Origin of the sequence: Paenibacillus sp. FSL R7-0272, assembly GCF_037969905.1 — a bacterium.
Classification (GTDB): Bacteria; Bacillota; Bacilli; order Paenibacillales; family Paenibacillaceae; genus Paenibacillus; species Paenibacillus polysaccharolyticus.
Genome location: NZ_CP150221.1, coordinates 3,175,191 through 3,200,819, shown reverse-complemented (window position 1 = coordinate 3,200,819; position 25,629 = coordinate 3,175,191). Strand labels below are relative to the sequence as shown.

Sequence of the window (25,629 nt, the reverse complement as noted above, 5' to 3'; positions counted from 1 at the left end):
TCCTCCTTCCTAGCCCCGAAGCACTAATTCCTGATAGATCGTGTAGACAAAAGAGACAATCTGCTGCACAAGGCTAAAGAACAACAAGCATAAGAAAGCCATAAATGCCATAGCTACAAGCGTGAGCAGCATCGTTAGAATCGTTTTGGCTGGTGTGTACTGATGCACAGTCATGTTGCCTACAAATAACAGGTACACGGTCCAGCAAACCGCAATCGCATTAGAGAAGTAATAAAATGCCGTTTCCTGTGCAGAAATAGCGAGACTCAGCCAGATCCACGGGAAATGCACCAGAAACATCGGAACCAGGGCAAAACACGTTGACATGAAAATTTCAGAGAACTTGCCCTCGCCATCCATCAATGTGGTTAAAGACCAGTTGGCCACACACCAGAACAACACGGGAATGACAACGTACACCATCTCAAGCAGGCTGTTCAGATACTTTGGATTGTTAAAGTTAATCAGAAAGCCACTGTACTGGGCTTGCAAAATTTTAGTGAAGACGAGCAACACCATAATCATTAAAGAGATCACCAGTGTCGTTTTTTGATTCCGCTCATATTTCAATTCCCAATACCCGTCAAAGGGATGAAAAATAAGATGCAGCGGATACTGGTACAATTGTTTACTTGATGCCTGCATTCGTTGTCCTCCTTTTCTGCCTGCGAACGATGGCGATAGTGACGAACGCAGCTACAGCCAGGAATATACCGGACATCACCCATGAAAAGTGTTCACGCATCAGTTCCTTCCGATAGAGAAGAAAAGCTTTGGAGTACCCTTGACGCTCCATGCTTTGCTTGAAGTATTGCGCCGACTCGGCATATTCTTTCTGGCGAAGCAACGCTTTACCAATACCTGCATAGGCATATTCCAGATTGGCATTCATCTCGGCAGCCTTCGCAAACAGTTCCGAAGACTGATCTTCTTCGCCATTGTAATAACTGCGCACGGCATCATGTAGTGTGCGTCCATACTCTGTCGTCTGGAATACGGTAATTTCGCCAAGCGCTTTGTCCAGAACAAGCATCCGGTCTCCCGCTCGCTCCAGCGCGACAGGTGTATTAAACATACCCATCCGGTTCCCGATGCCGCCAAAAATATGGAGCAGATAACCGTCGCCATTATAGGTAAAGATGCGGCCCCTGTTTGAATCGAGTACAGAGTACATATCGCTGTCCCCTACATCGACATCAATCAGACGTGATGGTCCAGCTTCCGTGGTATACCTTAGATCACCTTGAGGTGCTGAATATCCTTCTCTCCGCAAAATGTCTGTTCCCTGAGCATTCAACTTCTTGATCGGATCTTTGCCGCGATCACCGCTGGTGGCGTAGATAAATCCTTCTTCGTCCATATCCAGATTGGTGAACTCGGTCGGGGTAAACATGACCATCTGACTTCTCTGCTCCCGAGTAGCGAATCGTTTCCAGAGATATTCAACCGGATCGACCTGAACCCTATTCGCACCAATGAAAGAGGAAAACTCGCCATCGGCGCTGAATTCCATGAAGCCGTCAAATACACCTGCGGCCATTACGTAAATTCGCTCACCCTGATCCATCACAATCCGCATAGGTTTGAATTGAAAGTCCTCATTCAACAAGTCTGACTTCGGTTCAGATACAATTTTCACGAGCTGTCCCTTGTTATCCAAGTGTACAACCCGCTGATTATCCGAATCAGCCACCAGTAAATCCCCTTTTTCCGTTACAAACAATCCTTGCGGGTTTTTTAATTGATCTGTTTTGCCGTCATTCTGGAACGACTCAATTGTCCGTACTAGCTTGAAGTCGCGATCCATCTCGACAATTCGTCCATTACCCGAGTCAAGCACATAGACACGCTCATCTGCGGTTACATGCATATCACTCGGTTCCTTGAAAGGCGTTATATTCAGCTTTTTGCCCGTAATAATCGTTGTGGCTTCATAAGCAGCCGGAGCTGGAACGGTATCTCCGTAATAGGAATAGTGATAGGCATCTGGATCACCGTCTGCGCTTGCAGGCAGTGCTGCTGAACTGAACAGCAGGAGGCAGACCATGCCCATGATGACCCATTTACGTTCTTTCCATGTGCTTTTTCGCGTGCTATGCTGCACTTTGCTGCCTCCTTTCTATTCTTTCATGCCTGAAGTAGCCATCGTCTGCATCACACTGCTCTGAGAGATAACAAACAGCGTGATCGGTACAATCATGAGCAGTAGCGCTACGGCAGCACCAACCCCTGCTCTGGCAATCCCGCCTTGCACGATCTGACTGAGTGCATAATGCAACGTTTTGAGATTTTCACTGTAAATAAAGCTACCGCCGTCTGTTCCCCATAGGGCAGGGAATTGCAAAATCATAAGTGTGAGCCATGCTGGCTTCACATTAGGCATCACAATGCTCCAAAAAATTCGATATTCATTCGCGCCATCAATTTTCGCTGCTTCCAGCAATGCATCAGGAATCTGTTCCATGAACTGTTTCATTAGAAATAGTCCTAGTGAGAACGCCAGCGAAGGAACAATGATGGAAGCGTGTGTGTTGATCCAACCAAGCCAGGACATCACCATGTAGTTCGGAATTGCCGTAACGTGCGGCGAGAACATCAATGACAGAATAACAATGGTAAATAATATTTTTGACCCAGGAAAACGATATTTCGCCAAGGGGTAAGCTGCTGCTGAAGCAAGCAGGATGTGCCCAGCTGTGCCCACTAGTGTAATGAGTAGTGTATTGGCAATATATCGAGACAAGGGTACCCAGGAATTGCCCATCAGATTAATCAAATCTGCGAAATTTTCTGTCGTCGGATTGTTCACCCAGAAGCGCGGCGGGAAGATAAACAGCTCATCCAGCGGCTTAAAGGCATTGTTGACCGCATAAATCAACGGAAGCACCATAAATGATCCGAACACAGCCAGTAGCGCAAACAACATGAAACTGACGGTAAATGACCGGTTAAGTCTCTTCGGCATGCCGAAGACGGCACGTACTTTGCTGGTCATCGTCATTCACCTATCTTTCTCAGCATTTTTTGCGTGAAAATGTTCGTTCCAAGCATCAATGCAAACAGCACGGTTGCGATCGCTGAAGCATATCCCATCTCAAAGCGAATCGTACCAAAGTCCATCAAATGGGTGACTACCGTATGCGCTGCATAGTTAACACTTGGGAATCCAGCCAAGGCAATCGAAATTTCGGCTACTGCGAACGATGCTGTAATCTGCATGACTGCACCAAACATCAACTGAGGTCTCATGGATGGCAGCGTAATATACCAAAGCTCCTGCCAGCGGTTTTTGATACCGTCCACCGTTCCGGCTTCCACCAGCGAGCGGTCAATCGTCTGCAAACCGGCAATAAAAGCCAAAAAGCTGGTTCCGAGACTAAGCCATAGCTGCACCAATATAACGATGCCCAGTACATACTTCTCGTTAGAAAGCCATTGAATCGGCTCCAGAATCACGCCAAGGCGCATAAGAAAACCGTTCATATAACCGTAGCTGTCACCAGAGAAAATGATCAGCCAGATGAAAAATACATTACCTGAGATTGACGGTGCATAGAAAACCAATGTCATAACTGCTCTGACTTTAGGAGACAGCTCATTGATAATCCAAGCAAATAAAAAACAGGCAATATAACTGACTGGACCTGTGATCACTGCAAACAGCAACGTGTTTTTGAGTGCAATTAGGAATACGTCGTCGTTCAGAAACAACCGGGAATAGTTTTGCCAACCAACAAAACGTGGCAACTCCAGCATATTAAAGTGAAAAAAGCTGAGACCGAGCGATATGCCGACCGGGATGACTGTAAACATGAAAAAGATCAGCATAAATGGTGCCATTAAGACGTAATAATGCCTGCTGAGATACAGATTCCTTTTCAATAAGGACCACCAGCCGACCTGGCGTGTATGCATAACAGGAGCGGCGGCTGTCTTGGATGTTTTAGCTTGCAACCGTTACCCTCCCTTTCCTTTATTTCAGATTAAATTCCTTGCGTTTCAGTTCAATCTCATCGTCAATATACAGTACATAGTCTGATAAAGCCTCACGTGGATTTTCATTCGCGTTAACGACTTTTCGGAAAGCATTATCCAAATGTCGACCTGTAAAATAACCCCCTGGCATCTGCGGAATCCCTTGCACCCATTCCCATTGCTTCTCCAGGTTCTGGTAATCCTTCACTGGCCAAGGTAACTGTTCTAATGCTTCAATGTTCGCTGTAGGGTAACGGGCAGCCGCGCCCATCAGACCTTCCATTTCTCGTCCGTACTCGATCTGGGTTGACTCATCCGTCCACCACTTCATGAATTTCCATGCCGCTTCTTTGTTGCTGGCATTTTCGAGCATCATGACTGCGCTGCTCGCGCTAGCTACCTCATGCCGTATAGAACCATCCGGAAGCTGTGTGCCAGGCACAATCGTGAAGTCCCACAGGTTGCGGATTTCCGGTGCTAATACAGTCAGCATGTTATAGGTCGTGTAGTCGGCTATGCCGATTGGCATTTCTCCTGTACGGAAACGGTTTGGAAAATCGGCTTTCAACGGGAACTTGTAATTTGTATAAAATTGCGTCCAGCGTTTGAAAGCTTCCATCGAAATTTCTGAATCAAGCGCACTCTTTTTCCCGTCTTCGTTGTAGAACTTGCCATCATTCTGATATAAAAGCATTGCAAATGTGGCGTTAGGAACCATGTTGGCATTGTTCAGCGTATCTTCAATCGGCAGATAGAACTCCATATTGTGTTTCTGCAATACAGCGATTGCATTATACACGTCCTGCCAAGTTTTTGGTGGCTCCAAACCTAATTCATTCAATATATCCTTGCGGTAAAATAGCATGGGGAAATGTTGCTGCTCCGGTAGTGCGTACACTCCACCGTCATACTCATAAGGTGTTATTCCACTTGCCCGGAATCTGCTAGCCACCTCTTTGAAATCCGGAAACTTGCTCAGATCTGCTGCGGCATTTCTCATCGCATAGTTCACAGGAATATCTTCACCCATTTGCATCGCCACATCGGGACCTTCTCCGGCCAGCGTTGCGGGCAACAAAATATTTGGCGGCACAAGTCTCAGCTGCACAGACACATCGGTATCCGGTGTAAACGTATCGTCAATCATGCCCTTAAGCACTTGAGCCTGATCCCGTCCGGTGGTGATCCATACGGTGATTGAGTCCTTCTTTTTCTCCACGTTACCGATACTGTCATAGTCTTCCGTGTAGGAAGCGACATAAGCACCCAGTTCATGCTTCACCTGTTGGAACGCAGACGCTTCAGCCTTTGGCATTTCTTGTCCTGAAGGAGCTACAACCAGGTAATCCATCGTAATCGGTTGCTCACGTACAGTCAGAATCCATGTGCCCAGGCCACCGACATTAATTTTGAATGTATCCAATCGTTTCGGAACGGTTTCCGGCCTTGCCGCCATATCCTTGAGCTGTACAACCATGGCATTCAAAATAGCTACTTTGTCACTCTGTTCTCCGGTTGCTTTTTCGAGATACTCCGCGACAGATGTGAGTACCACAGCTTGTTTTTCAAAAACCTCGATCATCTCTGGAATACGTTTCTCCAACTGATAATCCCGAAGTGGATCAGGTTTGTTGGAGGTAATCATTAGAATTTTGCGGTACATTTCATTCAGTTCAAGTACGCTTGATTCCACCGTTCGAAGTAACGGGGCAATATCGCCAAGTGTGACAGTCATCCGTAAGCGGTGTTTCCCCTTCTCCAGATGGAACTGATAGGGTTCTTCTTCACTGTTTCCAAGCATTTGTGTCTGCCAGGACGGACTATAGTTGAAGCGAATTCGTTTCATCTCTTCAAACGGAACTTTGCCGTTAATGGTAAGACTGCGTGTGGCATAGATACCCCGAAGCTGATCCTGCTTCACTTTTAACGCAATCTGGTACAGTCCATCTTCAGGCACATCAATCTCCCATTCAACCCATTCCCCCGGAAGTTTCCAGTTCAGGCCTCCGATGGCATTGATCCGAATTTTGGATACGTCGTAGGGTTCAAGTGATGGACTGGATCGATCCGAGATGGGCGCAAGTGTAGGTGAAGATTTGGTGATCGCTTCTTCGCCTTGCACTTTCAGCAAGATGGGGCTAGCTGGCTTTAGACCTAACGAATCATACGTCTTCTGGATTTCGGCATACGTAGGAACGGCCTCCTCCTGATACAGTTCGATGTAATCAATCGCCATACTCTCTCTGAGAGAAGTCAAAGATAATTGCTGGTTGCCTTTTTCAAAATAAAACTGAAACGGTTCCTCAAAATATCCGGCACTATCTCTAAACGAAGCGAGCTGCCATTCCGGCTTCTCCACCTGCCTTGGTCTGAGATCGTTGCCTCGATCATCCTGACGGACGTGATCTTCGCGATTGCCCCATACCCTGTCGAACAGAAGTACATCCGCTTCCCGGAAAGGAACTTCCCCGTTTAACTCCAGCTTGCGCTCGATTCCGGAACTTTTGCCTTCGACAGGATAATAGTGAATGCGAACCTGATATAAACCACTCACTTGAACGGGAACATCCCAGCGAATGGTTCCGGATTCGGGTGTAATGACTGCACTGCCATCCAGCCCTTCATATCCTTGCACCACCTTAAACTCTCCGTTATCCGCCTCCGTATAAGCTTCACCTTGAATCCTTACGGTAGTGTCCGGTTTGGCAGTGCTCGCATACGTTTCCTGATAATGTTCATAACTTCGTGTATCCCTTGTGCCCGCTACAGCTTCAAAATCCTCAAGTGCATGCACTGTCCCGGGGCTCTGATTCTTGGATGGATAGATCACGATGATCGAGAACACCAAAGCCAGAACAAGTGCCAGAATCAGTACCTTTTTCTTACGTGACCGCATGTTTGCATGTATCCCCTTTCCTGTAAGCGTATCAGCAAAAGAATGATTGACTAGGGCGTGTCATAAAACTCGCTGAAGTGCATCTTTTACCGTCTTTTCGCCCCCTGCTTCGTCACTTTCCCTTGACGTGCCCCGGCACGCCTGCGGAAAACTTCCTTGCTTGGAACAAAAATCCGGCAAAACCTGCTTCCTTCGGACTTTTCAGACACGCCCTACCCGGACAGACCGCACTTGGTACTCGCGCGTTCTGCCCGTATTTAGCAGTGCTTATTTGTATACCTCATCAATAGCGGCTTGGAAAGGAGCCTTGTATTTCTCGATCAACGTAGATACGGATACGCCTTCTTTCAGTTCTCCATCAAAATCCCAATAAGGAAGGGACGGGAACGTGTTATGGTCAAGAACAAGCATGCCAGCTGCCACTTCTCTGGCGTTGTTAATATCTGCTTCATCCGTCAGATGTCTTTCGAGCGTGGATTGTTCCGGATAGTCATAGATGGAATCAATCTCATTGATTTTTTCCCAGATGTACATCAGTTGCTCTGGATTTTCTACCGCTTTAGGGATCGTGATCGCTTGATAACGTGATTCACCAGAATGGTAGGCCGAAGCGCTTGGGCCTTTAGGATAAGGCAGGAAGCCAATATCATAATCAGGCATATCTGTTTTGATGCCTTCAATCTCGTACATCGCGCCAGAGTACATCAGTGTATTTCCTTGACGGAAGAAGGTAGCTGGTTCAGTCCAGTCGCCGCCTTCTGTTGGTCTGCCCACTTTCTCTGTAGCCAATTTGTTCAAGAAATTAAGCGCTTCTTTTGTTTTTGGATCTTCAAGGTTCTGTTTATCCTCTTTGGTTAGTGAAGCTTCGTTGGAATACAGAATTGGTTCAAGCAAACCCGTTTGAGCGAGGCCCCACGTATCCAGCTTGCCGTCATTATTCCGGTCTTTGTTGGCTTGTTTGGCTACAGCCAGGAAGTTATCCCAATTCCATTCGTCCGCATCAACATATTCCTGCAGTGGCTTCAGGCCAAGCTCTTGCATCAGAGTACGGTTGTAGAAAATACCGTTGATGAAGGAAGACTTATCTTCCGTAAATCCGTAACCTTTCCCTTCGTATTGCATATATTCCTTGGTTGTTTTTTGATTGAATACCTGATCGTTCTTGATATAATCATCTACCGGCCACAACAGATCCTGTTTGGTCAGTGCCGGAATAGCGTAGTTTTTACCGAGTCTAACAAAGTCTCCGAGCGGCTCGCCTGCCATCAAGGAGGCTACAACTTTCTCTTGATACTCACCAAAATCGATGGATACATATTCGATATTGAAATTATGTTTTTTCTTCAAAGCTTCGAGATTCTCGAGTCGTTTGATATTGTCTGGATTGTTATCTGTAATTTGCATATCCCACCACGCCACAACCTTAATCGTTCTACCACCCATGTCAAAATCCATCTCAGGTGTAGAATTTTCATTTTTCGGCTCAGTTTCGGCTGGTGCTTGCTCCTCTTGTGGTGCCGGTTTTTCGGGTGCCGGCTCAGCAGCAGGTGCAGAACTACAAGCGTTGATCATCAACATGACCGCAAACAAAAGACTCAGTAGCATAAACTTGTTTTTCTTCATTGTCTTCCCCCCTGATTGTCGTGTGCTACCAAAGTGTATCGTCCAAATGTAAGCGTAAACAACCTGCTTAAATACAGGTGTTTACCCGGTCAGATTATAGATCAGGTTCATTTGAGGAGTGATTTAGGGTATTTCACCTGCAATTGGTAAAGAAATGCACTATCTGCAAAATAATGCACATTGTATGCGCTTTCTTTTCTTCCCATAATGAAACTAAGCCTTATTTCAGTTAAACAGTGGATCGGAATATCAGGAGAAGGTGAGGTCATGCTTCATGTACAGTGTTTTACTTGTTGATTATAGCCGCCGCTTGTGTAGAGAGCTTGAACAGCTTCTGAAAGACCACAAATTCCCATTTACAATTACGGATTCGGTTTCCTCTTCAAACGCTGCTCTTGCAGCACTATCTGATCGGGATTTCAGTGTTGTCGTCGTGCATACAGAGCAGTACGATACGGCAGGATTATGGTTGTGTCACCACATTCGAAAAACAAACGATATTCCTATTCTACTGCTCGGTGGAAGGGATCAATTCAGACTAGTCCGCAAAGCATTAACTTATCAGGTGAATGATTATTTACCCTCACCTTTTAGTGCTTCCGCGCTTGTACACAGTTTATATGAACTTCTGAACAAACTTGGGCCTGTTCCTGTGAAAAAAAGCCCTGCCGTCAAGCCTACGATTCAGCTCAATGGCAAAGCGATGGATTCCAATCATGTGATTCGGATCGTGAAAGCTTATGTAAGAGATCATCTGAATGAAGAAATTACGTTGAAAAAGATCGCTGACATGTTGCATTTCAATTGTGCCTATCTTGGTCAGAAGTTTAAAATGCAAGAGAACGTTTCCTTTAATGACTACATGTTGAAGGAGCGAATGAAAAAAGCCAAACAACTTCTCCTGTCCACCGACCTGCGGATTTACGAAATTGCTCTGGAGGTCGGATATCGGGATATCGATTGGTTTTATAAAAAATTCAAAGCTTACGCTGGGTCAAGTCCCAATGCCTATCGCAGACAAAAGGCTCACACCGCTTAATTAATTAAGTAATATACGGAGCCGTATGTATTCGGAGCGTATCCCAGGCTACATATATATTGAAAATCTATCTAATAAAAAGCACGCAGGAGATGCTACTCCTGCGTGCTTTATTACGTTCTTATCACTTACCGATCCACCGAGCGAATCAGTAAGGATTCTCGATACTCCTGAGGAGTCATGCCCGTCTGTTTTTTAAACAGCCTCGTAAACGAATGAGCAGATTCATAACCGACCTGAAGGGCCACTTCCCGCACCATTAGCTCATGGTTCATGAGCAACTCCTTGGCCTTGCGAATTCGGCTATCATCAATAAATTCGGATAGATTAATGCCCATCTCCTGTTTGAAAAATCTAGATAGATACGAAGGATTAAAGTGATGCAGTTCTGCCAGTCGTACTAACGTAAGATCCTTTTCCAGATTACTCTTGATATAATTACATAAACTCTGTACGACTATATTCGCACGTTCCTCTTCGTTTGATCGTTTGAAGTTGACCAGTTCATCGGCTGCCAGATAGAGATATTGAACGGCATCTTTCATGCTTGGAAAATGGTCCAAATGCAGAAAACTTCGCTGATCCGGGGTTTTCTGCTTCAGTCCCCAGCGATTAAATGCTGCGTAAAAGGTCAATGCCAGATGATAGTATGTCTCCATGGCTCGCTCCATCGTCATATCCTGTTGAAGGAGCTCTCCCACAAGCTCTTCGAAGATATCATAGAAGGATTGAAAGCGTCCTGTCTCCAGAAAACCATTCATTGCTTCTACCCGGCTTGATATCCGCGGTGATTCCTTCGGCGTACCCGCTTGAGGCTCCTTGTAATTGTCTGTCAGAACCATCGACATGCCATCCCCGACTTTCATCCACTGTAACAAGCGCAGACGCTCGTATTGCTGCGGGAGTTGGAACCACTCACACCCCCGTCCACTAAGTGTGCATGCAATCGACACGCCCAGTGAAGCAAGACACGACTCCTGGACAAGCTCTAAGGTACCTTCCATGTATCTCGCAAAATGCTGGTCTGCATCTCGCTGGCCATCTTTAGGCTGAAGTAGCCACACCGTATCACCATAGTGATCCGTAGCACTGACACATTCCGTATACTCACTCATCAATGATGTTCCAATGATCCGAATAGATGATTCAGTACACCCTTGTTCAACTTCTGCCGGTTCATGTAGCTTATTCAATCTTGCAAGCACCAAAAACACCGGAGAATCAGCTTTTAGATGAATCTCCCTCTCTAGTAGTTCAGCCTGAAGTTCAATTAATGAAGCAGCAGTTGAACCTTCCTGAAGAAGCTTTCGGATGTATTCATCCTGCCTAAATGCGGTTAGCCGGGATGTAATCTCGCTTTGTTGTTCCAGAAGATTATGCATATCATGACTTTGCCTGATCTCTTCCATAACCTGCTCCACCATGTGCATCACTTTATCGTACCCTTCTGTCTTAAGCAGGTACCGTACATTGTTCATCTGAAAGGCTTTGTATGCATATTCAAAATCACTGTGACCCGTCAGAAAAATAACACGGCACTGCGGCCAGCGGCTTTGAATCTCTTCCGTCAGCTCCAGTCCGCTCATGCCCGGCATACGAATGTCCGTCAACACAATATCAATTCTGGAGCGCCGCATCCAGGAGAGTGCTTCTGTAGCAGAGTATGCTTTGCATACATCCAGCCGATCCGGCATATGTCTCGCAAATGTTTCATACAAACTATCCGTAATGATCTCCTCGTCATCTACAATCAGAAGTCGATACATTCCTGTTCCCCCTCGTTCCACTGGATTCGGATGACAACCTTTAAACCTTGTAGCTCACTTCGTGACAAAAACAACCCGCTTCCTTCGCCAAAGGTCAGAAGCAATCGCCTATGAATGTTCATTAATCCCGTTATGTCATCTGTCATTGCCTCACGATGCATGTTATGTTGCAACTTCTCTATATCTTCTGTCTGGAGATCATGCCCGTTATCTTCCACCGTAATTTCCGCCCATGATGACTCCATATGGAATTGGATACGTAGCAGACCTTCGGACGTATTTTTTTCAAGGCTATGCTCATAGGCATTTTCAATAATCGGCTGGATTACAAGTCTGGGAACCTGAATCTGTTGCATTTCCAGCGGAACCTCACCGAATTCAACCTTGATTCGTCTGGAGAATCGCAGTTGCTGGATATCCGTATAGATTCGGGAATGGTGTACTTCTTCCTTCAGTGGCACATGATCTGTCCCATTGCGTGTAATGAATCGAAAATATTCACCGAGCATATTCGTAAATTGTTCAATACGATCCGTTTCTCCTGTTCGTGCAAGCGAGCTCAGAATGAAGAAACTGTTGTACAAAAAGTGTGGGTTAATCTGTGATTGAAGCTGCTTTAATTCAGCTCGCTGCATCATCATCGTTTTTTTGAAATCACGGTCAATCAGCAATTGCAGATTCTCGATCATATGATTAAATCGGCCATACAAGAATCCGAACTCGTCTTTGCGATGATGTACAATCGGGATATCCAGCACCCCGCCCTCCATCTTTTTGAACCTTTTCACCAGCAATAATAAAGGAATGTGAATCAGTTTGTACGTTGAATAGAGATATGCTGAAATCGCAATAAACGATGTGATGGCAAATATCCATGCCCATTTATAAAACTTGCTCAAGGGTTTGGTGACCATTTTCTCAGGCAAATATGTAGCAATGGATAAACCAAGAGGTTGCATATGATGTTGGTTCACATGGTACGCTGTATCCTCAACATTTACGCGAAAGCTCTCAAGGGAGTTCTTTTGACTATATTCACGGTAGTTGGCAAGAATGATCTCGCGCTCTTCCCGGTCTAAAATAGCAAAACCTGTTTTGTCTTCAATAAGGAGGGAAGCACTTTCAGGGTATAGATTAAGTTGAGATAATTCATTCTGAAAAGCAACATTATCCAGTTCCACCTGAACAACAAATAGCGGTGCGTCTCCCATTTTGCCTGTTAAACGGACAGCACTCAGATTCAGGGTATCGTCTTTAACTGTGAATCGAATGCTTTCTTCGTGCGTGAATGAACTGAAATAATCGTATGAGGTACTATTAAATTCATCAATTCCCTGCACTGCGGAGATACTCTTGTTGACTGTAGGAATATGTACATAAACGTTCTTGATATAAACGCTGCTGTTTTTGAAAGAGGCCAGCCGTTCGGACAAATAGTTTAGTATTTCCCGTTTTTCAATCTGGTCCATATTGTTCCAGAGGATCGCCAGCCGATTCAGCTTGCGGTCCTCTGCAATGTCAAACTGCTGCAACTCCATCCACTCGATCTCCCGGTTAAGTTCTGTCGCGTATTGACTTAACCGCCTCTCTGTCGATAAAGAAATTTCCTGACTTGCCGTATCATAGCTCCAGTGGTACAGATACACGCCCAGAAGAATCAAAGGTATGACAAAAACCAGGTAGGTCATAATCAGCCGCGCAAATATACTGTTAAACCACGACTGTGCCGGTATCTTGAACAACGAACTCCCCTCCTGATTTCAGATCAAAGACACCTGCCTTAATAGGATAAAGCGAACGCCTGGTGATCCCTGGCGGCTTGCGTTCTATACCATGCGTTCACCTCCGATGTAATCTCTTTTCCGCCCAGTTCAAGCCAATCTACTACAAATTGATCGAATTCTTCGATAGGTGATCCATAAATAATATTCATAAATACTTCAAGCTGCAGATCCCGAAGGATAATCTGCCGATCTACCATCGTTTCCGTAATTCCGCCTGTGAATTGATCATACAGAAGCTGTCCATTCAGATCGTAATCATCCGCGATGCTAAACGCACCTGTTGGCCCGTAAGTCTGCTTCCATCCCCACCCGCTCTTCAAGCCTTCTGATTCATAAGCAGCAATTCGCTTGTGAATCGCCAGCGCTTCGTTCTCCAGCACAGAAAAGTCACCTGTTGTACGTGCATCCCGAATATCTCGATATGCATCTAAATTTTTGGTTCCCGGAAAAGGAGTGACCGGAGACAGCATCCACACCGCACGTGAGTCGTCATTATAGTACGTTTCATATTCCGCATTCTGTCCCCAGTTTTTGTCCAGATGCAAATTCATCAGTTTAACGACGACTTCAGGATGGGCAAAACCTTTTCTCACAGCAAAGTAGTTTCCTGTATTGGAACGCAGCGGTACAACTCTGTTTCGACCTGTCTCAGCTACGATCGGATATGCCTGCCATTCTGCTTCCGGATCTTCATCACGGGTAGACTGGACAACAAAAGGAGTCCACTGCTCACCATAGAGCATGCCAATTTTCCCCTGATCAATGAGACGGTATGCCTTGCTTCCATTTTTGTAAGCAAAGTCCGGATCAAGCTGTCCCTCAAGGTACATGGTCTGTAATACTTCCAACGCCTTACGTACCTCAGGCTGTATGCCTCCATAGGTCAGACCGCCCTCAGGATCTTTAATCCAGATATTCGGAAACGCACCATACCCCGCCATAAATCCAGAAACGCCCATAACCGGGTCCCATAGATAACTCGTTAGCGCAAGTCCGTAGGTGTCCTGTTCTCCATTACCATCCGGATCACATGATGTAAACGCTTCCGAAACTTTCAACACGTCTTCTATCGTTTCAGGTGCCTGCAGCCCCAATTTATCCAGCCAATCTGTTCTGATCCACAAATACTGTGCCGTTTCAATGGAAGAAGATGATTCGGGAATAGCCATTAGCTTGCCGTTAATCGTAGCTGCATCAAACGCCCCTTTCCCTTCGGCCTCCAAAATATTTTTGGTTAGTGGCGTGGCGAAATCACGATATACTTCCGTCAAATCTTCAATTAGATTGGCATTGCTCAGCTGCCTTAGCTGATATGGGTTAACTCTGACGACATCCGGGAAACGGCCGGCAGCAAGGGAAACCCCTAACTTTTGATTATACACATCGCCCGTTGCAATCCAGTCATACCGAATCTGAATACCAAGCTCCTGTTCGTACAAACGAGTCCAGCGGTTATCGACCAGTGTCTCACCGGGCAGTTGCTCAATCATGCGCTGTAAGTCTTCTCCCGTTTCTCTGACAAAAGAAACTTGAATGGGCGGGGAATAGGCCGCCAAAGATGAGGTCTGCTGATCTTTAGATAAGTTGTTGATATGACCGGAGTCTCCCTGCGTATGTCCAGTAGGTATACATACGGTTAGAAAGATAATAATCGTCCATCTTGTTTTGTACATCCATCGCTTATGCATGGTGACATGCCCCCATTTTGATTGAATGAACGTATCTATTTCTTTTTTCCATAATTGTTATCATTGTACAACATTTGATCTGTCATGAGTACGAAAAAGCCGCCGATTGGCGACTTTTATTTATAACTCTGAGCAAGGATTGATTTACGGAGAGATATGATATTCAAAATTCGAAAAGTCGGCCATGCCCCCTATTTCATGTGTGGAGAACAGAAACAATCCAATTCTACAGCCCATGAAGTGATCCAGCTTGTAGACCATTTTGTGCGGAATCCCGAGGCTCTTCCAATCTGCCCCATCCAGATAGGCAAAGCGGCATTCATCTTGATTATCTACAAAATTAGCTGAGGCTTGCAGCTTCACTACAGGTCCTGTTACAGGTATGCGGGCGTACTCCGTGGCAGGCTCCTGGTCAATCATACTGCCAAATATGCTGTTATCCTGACTTACTCTGGCCTGCATAACGAGATAGTACTTGCCTTCATTTTTTGTCATTGCAATCAAACCATACGTGCCAATCAGAAAACATAAACCTGCATAATCACCATCGTTCAGGCCACTGCCATCCAATGTTACTGACGCTACACAAGCCGGCCCCATGGCCCGCTGAGTGAGTGTATTCACTGCAAACGTCAGGTTAGGGCTAAGTTGACCCGTTCGAATTCGGTACACTCCCGGTACTTCCGTAACAGACCACAAATCATCATGCGGTGTATGATTCCACTGCCAAACATCCCGAAGTCGCACATTACCCTGACCATCCAGCGTATATTCGAAACGATCGCTTGCAACCAGCGGTTGGTAACGGTAGCCCGGCCTTGTGCTGGCCAGATCGATTTGTTTCGGAGCCTCTTTTGCAAATACAGGTACGCCTTCCTCGAAACGCATCGGGACCAGAACCGGAATTCGCCCTACGGCCCCATGGTCTTGAAAAAGCACAGCGTACCAGTCACCATCCGGTGTATCCACGATTCCGCCTTGAGCAACCCCTGAATTAAAGTATCCCATATCATCATTGAACACTTCTCCGCCAACAAATGTACCATCCAGCGTATCCGCCCTGTAACAAGCTTGCGTTCGTCGCCCTGCTTCCTTCGTCATATGAATCAGGAAGACATAATAGATACCTTCAATTTTGTAAAAATGTGCTCCTTCATAACCCAAGTAGTGCGGCTGAAGGTCTGTCACTAGGATGCGATGCCTCCCTTCCGGCTTGGGGCCGGAGAGATCGGTTTTTAATTCGGTTAAGTGAATCTCCCGATTACCATGTACCAGATACACCCGTTCGTCATCATCAAAAAATAACGAGCAGTCATGGTAGAATCCTTCTACAATCTGTTTATTCCAAGGTCCGGTTATCGTTTCAGAAGTATACAGATACGTTTTACGAGTATCATTGGCTACAAAAATGACGTAGAACTTGCCTTGATGATAACGGAGTGAAGCCGCCCACATGCCTTTTCCGTAGATCTGCTGCCCGTTCTCCAGCCGCTGGGCTGGTGTATTATCCAGTCTGTCATATACATACGAAGCGGTTTCCCATTGAATCAGGTCATATGAACGGAGAATAACACATCCAGGCATCATATGCATGGTCGTACTTACCATATAATACGTATCTTCTACCCGAATGACGTCCACATCCGGATAATCGGCCCATATAATCGGATTTGAATACATCGTGTAAAACACCTCTTTTCGGAGTTCAGCATCATAGCTGTTCACTCTGGCTCCAGCTCTCCAATCAACAGGATAAGTCCCTTCCTGATGTTAGGCTTCTTCAAACATCCATTGGTTTAAAAGGATGCATGGGTTTTCTTCTGATGGTTTCAGTACAAGATACAGGTCGTGTTCATGCTTAGCGCCAGTTATTGAAGTCGATGCCTCCATCCATTCTTGACCCTCCGCTGATGCAGGAATATGCACTTTTCCAATTAAATCACCGTCTTCTCGTCCTAGTCGAAGTTCAAGAGTACATGCTCCACCTTGGCTGCATACGGTTGCAGTAAAGCTTGCCGCCCCTTTTTGACCAAAATCCACACGCGAGATCGCAATCCAGCTTCCTTCATGCATCACACTGGCAACTTCATCTGGTTTTGGAGACTCGCCTTGTTCCGCTTGCTCCGGACCCGAGCCACTTATTTGACGGGTGATCACTCCCGCATTCCAGCCAATCGTTGACCCGCTGACCTGTTGATATGGATTGAATGATTTCAGTTGATCTACACCTTCGTAGTCCGCTTGAATCGCTTTGATTCTTCCACTTGTCTCTTCGTACTGCACCTTGTTCAGGTGTGTGGAACGATACCCTTCCGGGATATCCATCGCCTGGCACAGAGTCTGCGCATGATAAGCAATATACCACTCATTCTCCAGTGGGAAAATAGCATGATGATTGTTACCGCCAATCCCGAAGAAGTGGCCCGGGTTTTTAAGGATTGTTCCCTGATACGTCCATGGACCCATAGGCTGCGCACTTGTCATGTATGCAATTTCTCCCGGCGGCGGGCTATCCTCGTCACGTTCAACTTGAAAAAAGTTGGAGCAGTAAGTGTAATAATAGATGTTATCATATTTATGTATCCCCGAATTTTCAAACATAAAAGGTGCAGGAATGATCTTGGCCTTCCCCTCAACACTGACCATATCCTTTCCAAGTCTCATCACTCGCGCCGTATCCGGACGCTCTGGTTTTCCCTCAGGCACGCCTCCACCAAAATAAAGATAAGCTTGATGGTCATCATCCACAAGCACAGCAGGATCAAATAACCACGTTACGTCTTCAACACCCGGCGTTTCTCTTGTCACCAACGCTTTTCCGATCGGATCTGTCCAAGGCCCTATAGGTGTTGGTGCGCTCAGAACACCAATACCGCTGGCATTATTGGCAAAATATAAATAAAAACGATCTTCACCATTCAAATTGCGATGTGCAGCTGCTGGAGCCCAAGATTGGGAAGCCCAGGTAGCTGCCCCTTCTGGACCTGCTACTTTGATTTCCCCATGATCTGTCCAGTTGATCAAATCATCCGATGAGATGACTGTAATTTTATTGATCGACTGATAACTGTTTTTCTGAGGAATCTCATTCGCATCATACTCCAGTTTATCACTGGTCATATAGAGGTAGACCCGGTTATTAAACACGAGTGCATAAGGATCAGCTCCGAATTTGTGTGCCATTAGAGGATTAGCGTTGGGACGAAGCTTTCCAATCTCCTTTGGTGTATGCTGCAAGTGACCCGTTAAGCCAGCTTCAGTCTTCTGCTCCCCAGCTTGTGCCATCGTTTCATTGTTCATTTCATTTCCTCCCGCAAATAGAATGGATCTTGCATTATTTTCATATCTAATCAGGTATCCATATATTAGGGCACAACAAATAGAAAGCGTTTGCAAATCAAACGTTTTCATGATAGGATGATTACATTTTAAGTGAAACTAAGTCCAATTTCATTGCGTAGTTTGCATGTTTTATTGCGCGAAATGACAGGAGGTACTTCTACCATATGTCTTCTGATTATTTTTATGATGCGATTCAGCCAGAGCTTTTGTACCGCCATCCCCTAACAACCTACAGGTATGATTCCAGTTATCACCGCCACAACGCGTATGAAATCTACTTATTTCTGCAAGGAAATGTACACTTCTATGTCGATCATCGTTGTTATCCCATGCAGCGTGGTGACTTGCTTGTCATATCTCCTGAGGAGATGCATCGGACACTTATTGTGGACGAGACTGAATATGAGCGAATCACGATTAACCTCAAGAAAACCTATGTGTGCCAGCTATCCACAGTTTTGACGAATTTATTATCTTGTTTCGATCATCGCCCTGACGGAAGTGGCAACATCATTCATCTGAATGGGAACCAGTTAAATCAGCTTCTGTATTGGACCCGTCAGATTGAAGAATCTGCTGATTCTAACAAATATGGTGCAGACGTGCAGACCAATGCTGCTATGGCACAACTACTTGTTCTGATCAACCAGTGGTTCCAGCATAATTCCTTTGTACCCCAAGACATCATGCCTGAACTGGTACGCAGAACGATGGAATATATCGAAGCACACATCACGCAACATATTACTCTCGGACAATTGGCCGAACAATTCTATATGAACAGCACCTCCATCAGCCGGCAATTTAAAAAGCATACCGGGCTTACGCTTCGCTCCTACATTCTAGGTAGACGCATTGAACTTGCCAAAACACTTCTTACAGATGGACTGAGCATCACAGATGTTTGCTTCCAGTCAGGGTTTAGTGACTACGCCAATTTCATTCGTAGCTTTACCAAGATCGTTGGAATCTCACCGGGAAAATATACGAGGTATCGGCAAGCCGAGGTTAGAATTGATTTGTAGCCGGAAACCGATTACCATTAAGAGCATTGTCATCATTAAAAGGAGATCAGAACATGCTTTTAAGAAAATGGTTGTATCCTCTATTCGTCTTGCTTTCCGTATTATTGCTTGCAGGTTGTACCTCACAGATTATTACCAATACCAGTTCTCACGCTGGTCAACCCTCCAAAGAGATGGGATTTCAGGAGGTCGCCGATTATATCAAAGAGCATCATGAACTTCCGCCCAATTATATTACGAAAAAAGAAGCTCGTAGGCTGGGCTGGGAGCCTAGTGAAGGCAATCTGGGTCAGGTCGCTCCAGGAAAGAGCATTGGCGGTGACGTATTCAGAAATCGCGAAGGGCTGCTTCCCAATAAAAAAGGTCGGATCTGGTATGAGGCGGATATCCATTATACTGGTGGAAAACGCGGAAGCGACCGAATTCTATATTCGAATGACGGTCTAATCTATCAAACCACCGATCATTATAAGACTTTTCAACAGATCAAATAACGGAGGAACACATGAATATCATTCAGATCGACGGTCGTTACCTTCTTAATCGGGAATCACTCCATCAGTTGTTGCAAGATAAATTGCAATTGGATGAACATTACGGACACAATCTGGACGCTCTATGGGATGCCTTGACAGGTGAAGTCAAGATGCCGCTGACGATCCGCTGGAGTCACTTTGATATAAGCAGAGAAAAGCTCGGTGATTATGCAGATCAGGTGCTTGATTTAATGCGCGAAGCAGAGCAAGAGATTGACGAATTCTCATTAGAGTTATGGTCATAGTAAAACAGGCTGCCTAAGGGCAACCTGTTCTTTTAACTTCTACTAAATTCTGCTATCTTATTTTAACTTCTTTTGACTTCAATTCACTTCTATTTACTTCTTTGCCTCGTTCTTCTCTTCCTTATATCTATACCTGCTCTTTTGCTTCTTGCCTTGTTCACTTTATTTACATCTACCTTACGGTTGCACAACAAATGTTGTTACACTTTGGGCTGGCAGGTCTGCCGAGAATCCGTTGCCGGAAATCTGCAGGGCGGAGCCGGCCGCCAAATTACGTGTACTGTCCGTTACCCAGGAGGATACAGCGGAGGCTGTTCCATTTTGCACAGTGAATCGCTGATTCACGCCTGATGTATTTTTGTTAATAGCAACGATAACGATTTTGTTGTTCTCTCCCTTGTATGCCGAGACATATACACCATTTGCCGGATTTTTGGTTGCATCTACTCTGACATCACCAGGGCGCACGAATTTGGAGTAATGAGCCATACTATAGCCACGTTTACTTATCGTTCCATCCTCTTTGATCGGTCCATAATGTCTACGGATATACCACCATACATACGTCTGAAAATTACCTTCAACCATCGCATTGTACATATGCTCCGCTACTCCTAAAGCTTCAGGCCAGCGATCTGCAGAATTGGTCTCGCTGTTCGGATAGTATACCTCTGTCATCCAAAGCTCTTTTCCTGCTCCCTTTTGTTCAAATAACGGATATGGAAAGTCGCTATATTGCGTACCATACGTATGTGCACCCAAAATATCCATATTCGCAAGGGCTTGCGGATCATTCAAAATAGGGTCCGACATGTTTTTCACATAAGAGAAGGATTCCGGGGCAATGACCCGATTGTTGATGGAACCCGCGTTTTCTTTCATGAAACGAAGCATTTCCTCCGGAGACCACCATGTCCAGTCATGGGCATAGTCAGGCTCGTTTTGTACGGAAATCGCATACAAGTTGACGCCGTTATTTTTCATAAATGTATCGAATTCATTCAAATATTGAGCGTAAGCCGCGTATTTGTCGTACTTGAGTCGTTTGGCCTGTGTAATCTGCGTATATGCGGTTACGTTGATGTTATCAATGTTCGGTCCACCCGTTCCTGTAGTAACCAGCTTCAACGTGCTTGTACCATTCACCATTGGTACCTGAATCGATTTGTCCTTCCAAGTGTTTCCACTGCCTGTAGCTTCAAATGGTACGTTACTAAGCGCTAATGTGCCGTTCACGTAGACATCCAGGTTACTCGTTCCTGAAGGAAGTGAATATCGAATTTTAATGTTTTTGGTGCCGGTGCTGCCAATCAGAATCGTATTCCACTGAACAGCCGAGCCGCTCGCATTTTGGAAAGTAACATAACCTGATCCTGTATATCCTGTCAAAGAACTCCCCGCTACAGCCCCGGTCAACGTTGTCGAGGATTCAGCTTCATACGTTGAACCACCGCCCGAAGTAGTGCCGATGGTGACCAGTTCCGTCATATCTGTTGGTGGATTCCAAGGAGATGCAAATACAATCGCACCATGTTCAATCGCCTTTTTGGCTGTATCCACTTCCCGTTGCCAGTTGTTCTTGTTCTCATCAATCGGAATTCTTAGAACAGAGAAGCCCAGCTGGTTAGGCCCATTGCCAAAAGCGGTTTCCCTCTCAGAGGCAGTGAGATCACCAATCCAACCGGAATGTGTCATACCGCCAAAACCCCGAATCACTTGTTTGGGTGAAGTTACGTTAATTACAGCATCGTTCGCCGCCATTACTTTGGAGGAAGCAGGTACATAAAACAGGGGTAGTGCTGTTAACGCTGCAAGCATCGTACAGAGTGATTTTTTGAACATAGAATTCACGATTTCTCATCTCCCGACCATTCAAATTCAAACACAGCAATCTTAACCTTAACCTAACTTTTATCCCTTTACGCCTCCGATGGTCATACCTTGAACGAAGTATTTCTGCAGGAAAGGATATACCATCAGAATCGGAACACTTGCAATAATAGTCATCGTTGCCCGAATAGAAGTTGGTGTCACGGCAACTCCGCTGTTCTCAGCAGACTGATACACATCACTTGCCGATGACGTTGCCGCCGTTGTTGACGTCTGCAAAATCTTCATCAATTCATATTGAAGTGTGCTTAACTCCTTGTTAGACGAGTTATAGAGAAAGACGTCAAACCAGGAATTCCATTGACCCACGGCTACGAAAAGAGAAACGGTTGCCATCGCTGGAATCGTTAATGGCAGTACCACTCGAATAAACGTTGTAAATTCTCCCGCTCCGTCAATACGGGCCGACTCCAGAATTCCCTCAGGTAATCCTTCAATGAAAGAACGAATGACGATCATATTAAACACACCGATTACACCCGGAATGATGTAAACCCAGAAAGATCCAATCAGCCCGAGATCACGAATTAACAGGTATCCTGGAATGAGTCCTCCGCTGAAGTACATCGTGAAGACAAAAAACATCGTCACAAACTTACGAAGTACGAATTCCTGCCGGCTAAGTGTATAAGCAAGCATCGCGGTACAGAAAACGGAGACAATCGTTCCGATAATCGTACGAAGTGTCGAGATCAGCGTAGCATGGTAAATGTCGGATTCTCCGAAGATATATTTGTAGTTATCCAGTGTCCACTCCCGTGGCCACAAATAGATCCCTCCGCGTATGGCGTCATTCGCATCATTGAGAGATACGGCAATCATATTGATAAACGGATAGATTGTAACAATCATCAAACAGATCATAAACGTGATATTAATCGCATCAAACGCCCGGTCCCCGGTGCTACTGTTCCGCAAGCGGGATGATTTTGCTTTTGGCATGGCTCAGGCCTCCTCTTAGAATAGTCTGCTTTCTCCCATTTTTTTGGCGATATAATTGGCGGTGAAGAGGAAGATGAAGCTGACCACAGTTTTGAAAATACCTGCTGCTGTACCCAAGGAGAAGTTCCCCATTCCCAAACCATACTTCAAGACAAAGATATCCAGGTTTTCTGAATAATCCATATTCATCCCGTTGCCCAGCAAATATTGAGGTTCGAATCCGGATTCCAGAATGCTTCCCATATTCATAATGAGCAAAATGACGATAACCGGTTTTAAACCTGGCAATGTGATATATAACATTCGTTTAAAACGACTGGCTCCGTCAATCTCTGCCGCTTCATACTGAGCAGGGTCGATGGCTGTAATCGCCGCCAGATAGATGATCGTGTTCCAGCCAACATCTTTCCATACCTCAGTGGCACCCAGTATACCCCAGAAATACTCGCCTTTTCCCATCCACAGCACTGGACTGTCGATCAAGTGCAGCTTCATAAGAATAAGGTTAATGATTCCATCGGGTGACAATACGGTGAGCACGATACTTGAAGCAACAACCCAAGAAATGAAGTGAGGCAAATAACTGACGGTTTGTACAAAACGTTTGAAAATAATATTTTTCAATTCATTCAAAAGAAGTGCCAAGGTAATCGCTGTGACAAACCCAAGCACCAATTTAATAGAACTCATCACCAGCGTATTTCGAAGCACTCGATAGAACGTATTATCTTCAAACAGGGTTTGGAAATGTTTCATCCCCACCCACTGCTGATCCGCGAAAGCTCTTGCCGGTTTGAAGTTCTGGAACGCCATCGTCCAGCCCCATAACGGCAAATATTTGAATACAAATGCCCAAATCACAAACGGAATACACATAAAAGCCAGGGTACGCTGCTGTAGCAATCGTTTGTAAAAGCTGGTTTCGCGGTTCACTTTTCGATGCGAAGTAGGTGGAATCGGTTGAAGAGTTACATTGGGTTCCTCCACGATGCAGTTACTCCTTTCCCTATCTGTTATTCATGCGCGGAGAGAGTATATACGGAGATATACACCAGAAAGCGATTCCCCCTTTCTCTCCAGCGCACGTAACAGTTTATTTTATATGGTCTTGATTAAATCACCATTTACCTGCGACACGATTTTGAATGACTTCAGTCATCTTTTTCTCGTAGCCTGCTTTGTCCAGCTTGCTAAATTCAGCCATGTAAGCATTCCACAGGTTATCGAAGTTCGAAGGTGCACTCAAAATCATCTCAGGCAAGTACTTGCGCTGTATGTCATCCGATTTGGTTGTGAAAACTTGTTCAGGAGAACCTTGTTCGAGCGCAATTGACCATGCCGGGAACCAAGGACGTTCCTCCGGTTTGTTGAACAGCTCACTGAACGTCTTGATCCCATAGGCATCCAGGAATTTTTTATCCCCTTCTGTATATGTTCCTGCGACAACTTCCGGCTGATTGCCTGGATTAAATGCATTCCCATCGGACAGTGTCGATTCTCCACCATAACGTGGCCAGTCATTACTGAAATAGGTAAATCCGAATTTACGGCCAAGCTCGACATCGTCGTGAATTTTCCGCTGTTCATCATTCGCATAATAGTAGCGCCCTTTTTCATCTACACTATAAGTCTGATCTTTGATCCCCCACTGGATTAGAATCTGATTCTCTTCTTTGAGCAAATTATCAAAATACTTGATGATACGTTCCGGGTCTTTCGCATTTACGGTAATACCCGTAGCATAGTTGTTTACGAAGCCAGGAGGATCAATGTATTGGTCCTTGATGCTCTTATCGAAGACGATCGGGAGCGGTGCATAACGTTTCTCATCGATACCTGCTGCCAGCAAGTTTTTCGTTGCATCTCCTACTTGCCATGCGTAGTTAAAGTAACCGAGAACACGTCCTGAAGTCAGTTTTGCCAAATACTGATCCTTGTTCATGGTGAATGACTCTGGATCAAGCAAACCTTTGGCGTTAATTTCATTCAGCTTTTTGATCCAGCGTTTCTGTTCTTCTGTACCTGAAACGGTTCTTGCGACATGGGTTTGCATATCTACCATAACGCCGCCGTCATTTGGATATCCTGCAAGGTGCATGGCTGGATTTTGCAACGTGAAGAAGTTATTGGCTACGCCAGCAAGGGATACAAACCCGATCGTTTCGGCTCCATCCACTGTCGGGTGTTTCTCCTTATAGTCCTCGATCAGATCAAAATATTCATCCAGTGTCGTAATTTTAGGATAATTAAATTCCTTCAATACAGAACGTTGAATCCAGAATGCCCCCCCGCCAATGTTAGGGCTACCTGAATACTCACCTTGGTTAGCCGTATATGGCAACGCATAGATTTTACCGTCTTCCGGGTTTCTCATTTTATCGAAGTACGGGCCATACACTTTCTTAATATTCGGACCGTATTTTTCGATCAGATCATCTAACGGAATGTAAGCTCCAGCATCCAGCAATTTGGACATTTCTCCGCTGGAGGCGATGACGTCAGGATAGTCTCCGGACGCAATCATAACGCCAGCTTTAGTCGCACTGTCACCAACCAGATATTCCAATTTAAAATCTACACCTGTCTGCTTCTGCAGTTCTTTACCAATCGTTGTTTCACTTGCCAAAGTATCCTTCTTGCCCGAAGAAAACATGTAATACGAAAATGTAACCGGGCTATTATCATCTTCTTTTGCTGTAGACGAAGCCCCTGGAGAAGAGCTGCCTGACGAGCACCCAGCCAACAGGGATGCCAATAATACGGCTAATCCTGTCGTTTTCAAAAGCGGTTTTAACATGTGTTTTGTTCCCCCTTTTTAGTTAAACGGTGTATGTAAGCATTTTCAATATATCAAGATAACGCTTTCATAGTTACCCAT

Annotated in this window: 18 protein-coding genes and 2 pseudogenes; 4 read left to right on the top strand and 16 right to left on the bottom strand. The window is 45.3% G+C overall.

Annotated features, from left to right (window positions below; translation table 11 throughout):
* Positions 1–9: 9 nt before the first annotated feature.
* The 6 genes from MKY23_RS14155 to MKY23_RS14130 all read right to left on the bottom strand — a co-directional run bounded on the left by MKY23_RS14155 (position 10) and on the right by MKY23_RS14130 (position 8,494).
* The gene (locus MKY23_RS14155; protein WP_090915954.1) at positions 10–645 is read right to left on the bottom strand and encodes a YIP1 family protein; all 636 of its coding nucleotides are present in this window, start codon (positions 643–645) and stop codon (positions 10–12) included.
* Positions 629–2,053, bottom strand: a complete 1,425-nt coding sequence (locus MKY23_RS14150) for a hypothetical protein (RefSeq protein ID WP_339839430.1) — start codon at positions 2,051–2,053, stop codon at positions 629–631. The genes MKY23_RS14155 and MKY23_RS14150 overlap by 17 nt, the downstream gene beginning before the upstream one ends.
* A gap of 66 nt (positions 2,054–2,119) precedes the next feature.
* Positions 2,120–2,995 carry a carbohydrate ABC transporter permease gene (locus MKY23_RS14145; RefSeq protein WP_090915952.1) on the bottom strand — a complete coding sequence of 292 codons (876 nt, stop codon included), beginning with the start codon at positions 2,993–2,995 and terminating at the stop codon, positions 2,120–2,122.
* 2 nt (positions 2,996–2,997) lie between these two features.
* Complete coding sequence (locus MKY23_RS14140; protein WP_090915950.1) at positions 2,998–3,954, bottom strand: sugar ABC transporter permease; 957 nt, start codon at positions 3,952–3,954, stop codon at positions 2,998–3,000.
* 19 nt (positions 3,955–3,973) lie between these two features.
* Complete coding sequence (locus MKY23_RS14135) at positions 3,974–6,871, bottom strand: extracellular solute-binding protein (RefSeq protein WP_339839016.1); 2,898 nt, start codon at positions 6,869–6,871, stop codon at positions 3,974–3,976.
* 267 nt (positions 6,872–7,138) lie between these two features.
* Positions 7,139–8,494 carry an extracellular solute-binding protein gene (locus MKY23_RS14130; RefSeq protein WP_145412997.1) on the bottom strand — a complete coding sequence of 452 codons (1,356 nt, stop codon included), beginning with the start codon at positions 8,492–8,494 and terminating at the stop codon, positions 7,139–7,141.
* A 274-nt stretch (positions 8,495–8,768) separates the two neighbouring features.
* Between MKY23_RS14130 and MKY23_RS14125 the strand changes: the two genes are divergently transcribed.
* A complete protein-coding gene (locus MKY23_RS14125; RefSeq protein WP_154984050.1) occupies positions 8,769–9,533 on the top strand; it encodes a helix-turn-helix domain-containing protein in 765 nt (254 codons plus the stop codon).
* Positions 9,534–9,661: 128 nt separating this feature from the next.
* Here MKY23_RS14125 and MKY23_RS14120 read toward each other — a convergent pair whose 3' ends face one another.
* The 5 genes from MKY23_RS14120 to MKY23_RS14100 all read right to left on the bottom strand — a co-directional run bounded on the left by MKY23_RS14120 (position 9,662) and on the right by MKY23_RS14100 (position 18,071).
* Positions 9,662–11,299, bottom strand: a complete 1,638-nt coding sequence (locus MKY23_RS14120) for a response regulator (protein ID WP_336119914.1) — start codon at positions 11,297–11,299, stop codon at positions 9,662–9,664.
* Positions 11,284–13,041, bottom strand: coding sequence for a histidine kinase (locus tag MKY23_RS14115; protein ID WP_339839009.1), 1,758 nt, complete (start codon positions 13,039–13,041; stop codon positions 11,284–11,286). Before MKY23_RS14115 ends, MKY23_RS14120 begins: the two co-directional genes overlap by 16 nt.
* A gap of 38 nt (positions 13,042–13,079) precedes the next feature.
* Positions 13,080–14,771 carry an extracellular solute-binding protein gene (locus MKY23_RS14110; RefSeq protein ID WP_339839006.1) on the bottom strand — a complete coding sequence of 564 codons (1,692 nt, stop codon included), beginning with the start codon at positions 14,769–14,771 and terminating at the stop codon, positions 13,080–13,082.
* 144 nt (positions 14,772–14,915) lie between these two features.
* Positions 14,916–16,496, bottom strand: coding sequence for a glycoside hydrolase 43 family protein (locus MKY23_RS14105; protein WP_339839003.1), 1,581 nt, complete (start codon positions 16,494–16,496; stop codon positions 14,916–14,918).
* 45 nt (positions 16,497–16,541) lie between these two features.
* Entirely contained in the window at positions 16,542–18,071 is a 1,530-nt protein-coding gene (locus MKY23_RS14100; RefSeq protein ID WP_339839000.1) for a glycoside hydrolase family 43 protein, read from the bottom strand.
* A 206-nt stretch (positions 18,072–18,277) separates the two neighbouring features.
* On the opposite strand from MKY23_RS14100, the gene MKY23_RS14095 reads away from it, so the two are divergent.
* From MKY23_RS14095 to MKY23_RS14085, 3 genes are read left to right on the top strand one after another with little or no spacing between them, the layout of a single operon-like run.
* Positions 18,278–19,138, top strand: coding sequence for an AraC family transcriptional regulator (locus MKY23_RS14095; protein WP_339838997.1), 861 nt, complete (start codon positions 18,278–18,280; stop codon positions 19,136–19,138).
* Positions 19,139–19,191: 53 nt separating this feature from the next.
* Positions 19,192–19,632 (top strand): ribonuclease domain-containing protein, encoded by a 441-nt coding sequence (locus tag MKY23_RS14090; RefSeq protein ID WP_339838994.1) that lies wholly within the window; start codon positions 19,192–19,194, stop codon positions 19,630–19,632.
* A gap of 11 nt (positions 19,633–19,643) precedes the next feature.
* Positions 19,644–19,919 carry a barstar family protein gene (locus tag MKY23_RS14085; RefSeq protein WP_154984055.1) on the top strand — a complete coding sequence of 92 codons (276 nt, stop codon included), beginning with the start codon at positions 19,644–19,646 and terminating at the stop codon, positions 19,917–19,919.
* A 177-nt stretch (positions 19,920–20,096) separates the two neighbouring features.
* On the opposite strand, the pseudogene MKY23_RS14080 reads toward MKY23_RS14085, so the two are convergent.
* The 5 genes and pseudogenes from MKY23_RS14080 to MKY23_RS14060 form a co-directional block, all read right to left on the bottom strand.
* Positions 20,097–20,969, bottom strand: a pseudogene (locus tag MKY23_RS14080) (glycoside hydrolase family 30 beta sandwich domain-containing protein); the annotation flags it as partial.
* Positions 20,970–21,002: 33 nt separating this feature from the next.
* Positions 21,003–21,407: pseudogene (locus MKY23_RS14075) on the bottom strand (carbohydrate-binding protein); the annotation flags it as partial.
* A 423-nt stretch (positions 21,408–21,830) separates the two neighbouring features.
* Entirely contained in the window at positions 21,831–22,751 is a 921-nt protein-coding gene (locus tag MKY23_RS14070; protein ID WP_339838989.1) for a carbohydrate ABC transporter permease, read from the bottom strand.
* A 15-nt stretch (positions 22,752–22,766) separates the two neighbouring features.
* On the bottom strand, positions 22,767–23,684 hold the full coding sequence (locus tag MKY23_RS14065) for an ABC transporter permease subunit (protein ID WP_339839427.1): 918 nt from the start codon (positions 23,682–23,684) through the stop codon (positions 22,767–22,769).
* Positions 23,685–23,868: 184 nt separating this feature from the next.
* On the bottom strand, positions 23,869–25,548 hold the full coding sequence (locus MKY23_RS14060) for an ABC transporter substrate-binding protein (RefSeq protein ID WP_090915923.1): 1,680 nt from the start codon (positions 25,546–25,548) through the stop codon (positions 23,869–23,871).
* Between the last annotated feature and the right edge of the window lie 81 nt (positions 25,549–25,629).

Excerpts from the sequence above, each read along its gene's own strand:
- MKY23_RS14155 (WP_090915954.1), bottom strand. The coding sequence starts at position 645 with ATGCAGGCATCAAGTAAACAATTGTACCAGTATCCGCTGCATCTTATT.
- MKY23_RS14150 (WP_339839430.1), bottom strand. The coding sequence starts at position 2,053 with ATGGGCATGGTCTGCCTCCTGCTGTTCAGTTCAGCAGCACTGCCTGCA.
- MKY23_RS14145 (WP_090915952.1), bottom strand. The coding sequence starts at position 2,995 with ATGACCAGCAAAGTACGTGCCGTCTTCGGCATGCCGAAGAGACTTAAC.
- MKY23_RS14135 (WP_339839016.1), bottom strand. The coding sequence starts at position 6,871 with ATGCGGTCACGTAAGAAAAAGGTACTGATTCTGGCACTTGTTCTGGCT.
- MKY23_RS14130 (WP_145412997.1), bottom strand. The coding sequence starts at position 8,494 with ATGAAGAAAAACAAGTTTATGCTACTGAGTCTTTTGTTTGCGGTCATG.
- MKY23_RS14125 (WP_154984050.1), top strand. The coding sequence starts at position 8,769 with ATGTACAGTGTTTTACTTGTTGATTATAGCCGCCGCTTGTGTAGAGAG.
- MKY23_RS14120 (WP_336119914.1), bottom strand. The coding sequence starts at position 11,299 with ATGTATCGACTTCTGATTGTAGATGACGAGGAGATCATTACGGATAGT.
- MKY23_RS14110 (WP_339839006.1), bottom strand. The coding sequence starts at position 14,771 with ATGCATAAGCGATGGATGTACAAAACAAGATGGACGATTATTATCTTT.
- MKY23_RS14100 (WP_339839000.1), bottom strand. The coding sequence starts at position 18,071 with ATGAACAATGAAACGATGGCACAAGCTGGGGAGCAGAAGACTGAAGCT.
- MKY23_RS14095 (WP_339838997.1), top strand. The coding sequence starts at position 18,278 with ATGTCTTCTGATTATTTTTATGATGCGATTCAGCCAGAGCTTTTGTAC.
- MKY23_RS14090 (WP_339838994.1), top strand. The coding sequence starts at position 19,192 with ATGCTTTTAAGAAAATGGTTGTATCCTCTATTCGTCTTGCTTTCCGTA.
- MKY23_RS14085 (WP_154984055.1), top strand. The coding sequence starts at position 19,644 with ATGAATATCATTCAGATCGACGGTCGTTACCTTCTTAATCGGGAATCA.
- MKY23_RS14070 (WP_339838989.1), bottom strand. The coding sequence starts at position 22,751 with ATGCCAAAAGCAAAATCATCCCGCTTGCGGAACAGTAGCACCGGGGAC.
- MKY23_RS14060 (WP_090915923.1), bottom strand. The coding sequence starts at position 25,548 with ATGTTAAAACCGCTTTTGAAAACGACAGGATTAGCCGTATTATTGGCA.